Here is a 6,810-nt window from a genome sequence, read left to right on the forward strand (position 1 = left end):
CTGCGGCTGCGGCTGCGGCTGCGGCTGCGGCTGCGGCTGCGGCTGCGGCTGCGGCTGCGGCTGCGGCTGCGGCTGCGGCTGCGGCTGCGGCTGCGGCTGCGAAATGGCAGCCCCCTCCGGCGCGGTGGGCAACCCCGGCTGGAAATCCGGCACAACCGGATGGACCGGCTTCGGCTCCTCCGGCGCAGGCACAGCCGCCTCGGTCTGGCCTGCTTGTCCCGGGAACTCGGCGGCTGTCGGCGCTGCCGCCTCGGCACTGGGCTCGTTCGGCCGCACCGATTCGACCGCCGTAGGTTCACCGGCCTCCGGGTGAGCGGCATCCGCTGCCCCCGGTTCAGCGGATGCTGATACGCCGACCTCCGACGGCGCCGGGACAACCTCCGGCCGGTCCGCGTCCTGCGGAACCGCCTCGCCCGAAACCGAAGCGGCAACCTCTGGCTGGTCCACGTTCTGCGGTAGCGGCTCACCCGGTGCCGATGCGGCCACCTCAGCCTCATCAGCCTCGCGCGACGCCGGCTCACCCGATGTCGCCTCGGCACCATCCGGCTGACTCGCGTCCCGCGGCACTGGGTCAACCGAAACCGCTGGGGGCGCCTCAGGCGGCTCCCCGGCCCGCGGCGCCGCAACCTCCGGCTGATCCGCATCTCCCGGCACCGGCGCAACAACCGGCTGCGCCTCAGGTCGAGACGCCTCTCCCACTGTGGACTCGGCCGGCACCGACGCCGACTCGGACTCCGGGCGGGCTATCGGCTCGACAAGCTCCGAATCCTTGGGCAGCGCTGCCTCGGACACAGTCTCAACCGACGGGGGCACTGAACGAAATTCCGGAACAGCCGCCGGGGCCTCGGCCGGTCGTGGTTCCGGCTCGGCCACCCCACCTCGGGCTTCCGGCCGAACAGCCGCCGACGGCTCCGGGGCCGCGTGCCGAGGCGACGACTGCGGGGCCTTCACCGGGCCCGGCAGGTCAGCTCCGGGCGGCACCGACCACTCCGGCTCCACAGCCGACGTCGGCGGGACCGGACCGGCCGGAACCGGCGGTGCAGCTTCCTGGGGACGGCCCCAACCGGACCGCGGCTCCTCGTAACCCGGCACGTGCTGCTCCGGCGTCCCCGGTACCGACGGCGCCGACGGGGGGTGGGGCACCGTCCGCCACACCGGTGCCGGGCCGATGTTCATCGGAGCCGGGGCCGGGGCCGGGGCCGGCACGTGGCCGGACGGCGATGCCGCCGGGGGTGCCGGGCGCGCTGCCGGCCTGGGGATCGGGTCCAGGCAGGACACCAGCACCGAGGTGTTCTCGGGGTCGTCGACCTTGCGGCCGCTTCGCTCGCGGTAGACCATCTCGCCGTCCGCGTCCATCTCCACCAGGTAGCCCGCCTCCGCGAGCTGCTCCTCGTCGAGGTCCGCCAGCTTCTCGTAGCGCGACGGCACCACCCGGTAGATCGGCCACGCCAGCGACGCGTGCTCCGCGTGGAACTGGGCCAGCAGCGCCGCCAGCTGGTGCTGCCACGGCAGCGACATCCCCTCGGCCAGCGAGCGCGGCAGCACCACGTACCCCGCGTCCACTCCCGGGTACCCCTGCCCCAGCTGGTCGGCGAGCGGGGTGCTCGACGCGGGACGGGCGCTCTGCCGGGGCTGCTGGGGCGCGCCGAACAGCGCCGCCGGGTCCCGGGGCTCGCCCGCACCGGACTTGCCTCGCCTGCCGAATTTCCGTCCCACGTGCTCATCCTCTGCCAGTACGCGGCCACCTGCTCGTGGAAGCGCCGCGACGTCGGGTGAATCGGTCCCGCTGTCGGCCGAAATCCGCCGGCCCCTGTTCGTGTCAAGGGCTCTCACCCATGCTAAACGCCGGGACGGACCGCCTGGGGCACCAGTTCACGCTCGTCGAACGAGAACGCCCGCGTGTGCACCGGGACGCCGGTCTGCTGCGCTTCGACGATCTTGTTGTCCCCCAGGTACATCATCACGTGGTGAATGGACGTCGGGTCCGACGGGTCGGTGGCGAGGAACAGCAGGTCACCGGGCTGCGCCTCCCGCACCGGCAGCCACGCGCCTGCGTGGTACTGGTCCTCCGAGATGCGCGGCAGGATGATCCCGGCCGACTCGTACGCCCGCAGCATCAGGCCCGAACAGTCGTACGAGTCGGGGCCTGTGGCGCCCCACACATACGGCTTCCCCTGCTCGCCCAGCGCGAAACTGATCGCCTGCGCGGCGGCCTGGCTGGGCGGCAGCAGCGCGCCCATGCCGGTGCCGCAGGCGACGACGTCGACGACCTGGCCGACGTTCTCCACCAGGGTCGCCGCCATCGGCTCCCACTTGTGGTATCGGTCCGGGAAGCCCGACCGCTCCACGGCCTGGGCCGCGTCGCCGGGCCGCTTGTTCTCCCAGTCCGGCACCGCGAGCAGGACGTCGTAGAACTTGTTGACCTCGTACGTCGGGTCGGTGACCTGCGCGAGCGTCCCCCAGCCCATCGACGGGCGCATCTGGAAGATGCCCAGCGAGTCGCGGTCGCCGTAGGTGAGGTTGTGCAGCCCCGATTCGGTCATCCCGGCCTGGATCGCGACCTGCCAGGCACGCGGTGCCAGCGACCGCTGCTTGCCGATCGAGATGATCACCGCGACGGTCCCGCGCTGCTCGTCGTCCAGGTTCGACGCGTCGACCTTGCCGCGGTCACCCTGGCCGGGTTGCGTCGGCCCGACCGACGCGTCGCAGCTCATCAGGGACACGCCCCGGGCCTGCGCCTGCTGGTTGTCGATGACGACCTTCGCGGCGACCGCGGTCACGATCAGGGCGCCGATCGCGACGAACACGACCAGCCCCAGCCAGAGCCCCAGGCGCCGCACGGTCAGCTCGCCTGGTCGTAGTCGGCGACCCGCCAGCCGGCGTTGGTGCTCACCACCGTGATGGCCAGCTTCGGCCCGTCGGTCGGGATGGTCAGCTGCAGCGACTTGGGGTACGCCGTGCCGACCACCGGTTCACCGGTGACCTTCGTCGCCGGGATGTTCGCCGGGTCCACCGTCGCCATCACCGGCAGGTACTCGTCGGTGGTGAACGGCTTCAGCTGCGCCAGCCACTGCTTGGAGGTGATGCCGGCCGGGTGGTTCACCCAGGCCGCGGCCCAGTCCTTGGCGACGCGGATCGCGTCGCCGTTGGGTGTCGTCGGCGTCGGGGTGGCCAGCGGCGTGGACAGCCGCGTCGGCAGGTTCGACGTCGGGCCCGGCGCCGCGAGACCCGGCCGGGGTGCCGTGCTCGAGATGGTCACCCCGTAGGTGGGCGGCGCCGCCTTGGCCTGCGGCTTGCCGACCACCTTCGGCAGCACGATGCCGAGCGCGGTGACCAGGATCGCCAGGAACACCAGCGCCCCCATCAGGTGGCGGGGCGAGCGCAGCGGCCAGCCCCACAGGCGGCGGTAGACCGCGGCGCGGCCGCGGTTGGTGCGGATCGGCATCGGTCACCGCCCCATCACTTGGTCGGATTCACGGGGTTCCTCGCGGACCTCGATCCCCCGCGACGGCCGGTAGAGCACGAAGACCGGCTTGCCCGCGACGACTTCGGGGTCCACGCGACGCGGCTGGGCGCGCACGCCCGGCACCCGCGGCGCGTCCTGCACCGGGAGGTCGCTGAAGCCGGATTCCGGCGCACGCAGGTCGGACGGCACGACGACGGGCTCGGGCTCGTCGCTCCAGCGCCGGTCGGCCACCGGGGAGGTGTCGACGCGCCGGCTCTCCTCGCCCCGGAGCGTCGGACGGCCGCCGGCACCGACGACCACGTAGTCGCCGCCGTCGCCGCTGGCCGGGTTGTACTGGCCGAACACCGGAGCGCCGGGCCGCCTGGCCGCGGGCAGCGCACCCGCGGAGCCGCCGGCGATGGCTCCCGGCCACGCGCCGGACCAGGCGGCTGCCGGCCGGGACGCGCCGGAGGTGCTGTCGAGGCGCTGGGCGTTGGCGAAGATCGTGGCCTCCGGCCGGAACCGCCCGCCGCCGGCGGTCGCGCCGAGCGGACCGCGCTGCTCGCCGTCGACGACATCGTCGGTTTCGCGCACGTTCTGCCAGAACTCGTCCTGCGGGCTCGGGCCGTTCTGGTGGCGGCGGAACCGGGAGAAGATCCCGCCCCCGGGCGACGGCACGGCGGCGCCGACCATGCTGACCGACATCTCGACCATCTGCCACAGCCGCCGCACCGGCCGCCCGACCATGAACAGCAGCACGGTGATGAGCCCGGCGAGGACCATCTGCGTGAGCATGTTCAGCGAGTTGCCGGCGTCGAAGATGGCCTGCAGCAACAGGGCGTGCACCCCGGCGAGCACGGAGAGCACGACGAGGTTGAACGCCACCCCGCCGGCGACCTTGAGCACACGGCGCAGGATTTCCGGGTGCAGCAGCGCGACGAGCCCGATCAGCGGCGCGGTGAGCGCGAACAGCCGGATGAGCACCTGCGCCAGCAGCACCGAAGCTTTCGCCAGGAGCTGGAAGAGCGAGTAGACGAGGGCCTGGCCGAGGGAGAGGAACCCGGCCCCGGTGCGGCCGCCGGCTTCGCCGGTGAAGTAGCCGGTGGCGGGGCCGAGCTTGGTGGAGATGTCCTTGAAGGCGTTCTTCTTGCCGTCGATGACGGCCTGGTTGCCGTCGTCGCCGTTGACCAGCTGGTTGCGGGTGAACGCCTGGGCGTCGAGCAGCGGCTTGCCGAACTGCCCGGCCTGCGGCGCCGACGGCGTGCCGAACTCCCCGCGCAGCCAGTTGTTGTAGACGATCTGCGTGTGGAGCTGGGTCGGCAGGATGTCACGGACGATCCGGTCGCCGCTCTCGTCGACGAAGCCCGCCTGGATGTTCGTGGTGGTCTGGACGATCGCTTTGTCGATCGGATCGAAGTAGCGCAGCATCGCGAGTGACGACGCGGCCAGCCAGATCCCGGCCAGTGCGTAGAGTGCCCGTTTGCTGACCGCGGCCAGGTCACCCCGCCAGATGTTGCGGAACATCATGATCGACAGGATCAGCGCGACCAGGCCGAACAGCTGGGCGTAGATGTTGTTGTAGACCTTCTCCGCGCCCGACTTCACCGCGTTGTAGATCGGGTTCAGCAGGCCGCCCTCGAGCACCGTGTAGTGCAGCGAGTTGGTGGCACCGACGATGTTCTTGCCCAGGTTGAACAGCTGGTTGCCACCCCAGGTGTCCAAAGTGGACCCTGCCGGGGTGAGGTTCAGCCCCGAGCAGTTGGTCTCGAAGGTGTTCCACACCATGCCGGCGTAGCCGTAGTCGATGTAGGCGCTGTTCGGCTCGCCGTGGCCCTCCGGCGGGTCGATCGCGCCGACCATCCCGGCACCCGGGCGTTCCGGGTTCGGCGCTTCGCCGCACGCCGCCGCGCTCGCCGCCGGGGCGGTCGCGATGGCCTGCAGGCCGAGGACCAGCATGACGGCGAACATCGTCGCCTTGCGCCCCGGCGTGCGCCGCCCCGGCCGCGGACCTTCTTTGATCCGCCGCTTCAGCGAGTGCCACCCGGCGGCCAACGTCAGCAGGACCGCCAGCGTCAGCACGGTGTTCATGCGGCGTCCCGGCCGGTGCCGCCCTTTCCGCCCGTGCGGGCGTGTTGCTGCTGCCCGTTCGACGGCTGGATGCCGCCCTCCACTTCGCCGGTCTCCGCCGCCAACGGGTCCGGGGCGCCCAGGAGGTTCTCGTCGGCCAGGCCGACCTCCAGTTCCGCCGCCAGCTCGAAGTCCTGTTCCAGCTCGATGTCGTCCTCCGGAGGCACCGCCACGTACGGCTTCTTGTCCTCCGAAGGCAGCGCGAGCTCGTTGCCCGGGCGCCGCGAGGGCGCCGCGTCCTTCGAACCCGGCGTCGTGTCCATGACCGCGCGCAGGTGGTCCAGGTGCGGTCCGGAGAAGTCGACGCGGATGCGCTCCACGCCCCCGGCGCCGTCGCCGAAGATGAACTGGCGGGGCTCCACGTCCCGCTCCACGCCGCGTTGGGCTCCCGGGCGGCGGCCCAGGGCCGCGACGACCTGCTCGTACCCGACGCCCACCGGGACCTTCAGCAGCCGCAGGGCGTCCGCCTGGGCGTCGTCGTCGTCGAGACGACCGACGAACACCGAGTCCAGCAGCGTCACGAAACCCTGGATCTTCAGGAAGTCCGCCGGGATCTGGGACGACAGCAGCACGCGGACGTTCCACTTCCGCGAGTCACGCGCGAAGCGGTTCATCAGCACGCGCCCGGTCGGGACCTCGGACAGGAAGAACGCTTCGTCGATCCAGACGCCCTTGCGCATCTCCTTCGGCTTTTCGTAGACCGATCGCTGGGTCAGCCACGCCGCCAGGTTCAGCATCTCGACGCCGAGGGATTCCGCGTCCGTCCAGTATTCGCGCGGGACGCCGTCCTTCGGCAGGGTGAGCCCCGCCATCGTCAGCACGGTCAGCCGGTCGTCGCGGGTCTCCGAGTACGGGTCCGCGTCGGTCTCCGGGATGAGCAGCGCCATCCGCTCGCGCATCTCGTCGAGGAAGTCCGCGACGACGCCCGCGTGCTCGTGGTGCTCGCTCGAATCCCGCCGGAGCGCATCGATTACCTGCCCGGGATCCGCATCGAACCGGCCGCCGACGGCGCGGACCGCGCGCAGCAGCACGATCCGCGTCTGCGCCATCCGCGACACCTCGTACGGCAGCACACCCGAGAGCACGTCCAGGACGAGGCGCCGCCGCGTCGCACCCGCAAGGGCTTTCTCGCGACGCCAGGAACGCTCGGGGTCGTCCTCGTCCATGAAGTGCTCGATGAGCGGCTCGGCGACCACCCGGTACGGGTTCAGGATCCCGGGCTGGGCGTTGAGCAGGTT

The 6,810-nt window shown here is 71.8% G+C and carries 4 protein-coding genes and 1 pseudogene; all 5 read right to left on the reverse strand.

All coding sequences use genetic code 11. The features are described 5' to 3' along the window. A pseudogene (locus AB0F15_RS44640) lies at positions 1 to 1,563 on the reverse strand (hypothetical protein); the annotation flags it as partial. A 275-nt stretch (positions 1,564 to 1,838) separates the two neighbouring features. Next, on the reverse strand, positions 1,839 to 2,840 hold the full coding sequence (locus AB0F15_RS44645) for a C40 family peptidase (RefSeq protein WP_360283957.1): 1,002 nt from the start codon (positions 2,838 to 2,840) through the stop codon (positions 1,839 to 1,841). A 2-nt stretch (positions 2,841 to 2,842) separates the two neighbouring features. Then, positions 2,843 to 3,445 carry a hypothetical protein gene (locus tag AB0F15_RS44650; protein ID WP_360283959.1) on the reverse strand — a complete coding sequence of 201 codons (603 nt, stop codon included), beginning with the start codon at positions 3,443 to 3,445 and terminating at the stop codon, positions 2,843 to 2,845. Between the two features lie 3 nt (positions 3,446 to 3,448). Continuing rightward, positions 3,449 to 5,533, reverse strand: coding sequence for a magnesium transporter (locus AB0F15_RS44655; protein WP_360283961.1), 2,085 nt, complete (start codon positions 5,531 to 5,533; stop codon positions 3,449 to 3,451). Next, positions 5,530 to 6,810 (reverse strand): ATP-binding protein (locus AB0F15_RS44660; RefSeq protein ID WP_360283963.1); only part of this gene is annotated, 1,281 nt, incomplete at its 5' end. The genes AB0F15_RS44660 and AB0F15_RS44655, both read right to left, overlap by 4 nt.

It is taken from the genome of Amycolatopsis sp. NPDC026612 (genome assembly GCF_040638285.1).
Taxonomy (GTDB): Bacteria; Actinomycetota; Actinomycetes; order Mycobacteriales; family Pseudonocardiaceae; genus Amycolatopsis.

Coding starts and splice junctions, on each gene's coding strand:
- AB0F15_RS44650 (WP_360283959.1), bottom strand. CDS start 3,445: ATGCCGATCCGCACCAACCGCGGCCGCGCCGCGGTCTACCGCCGCCTG.
- AB0F15_RS44655 (WP_360283961.1), bottom strand. CDS start 5,533: ATGAACACCGTGCTGACGCTGGCGGTCCTGCTGACGTTGGCCGCCGGG.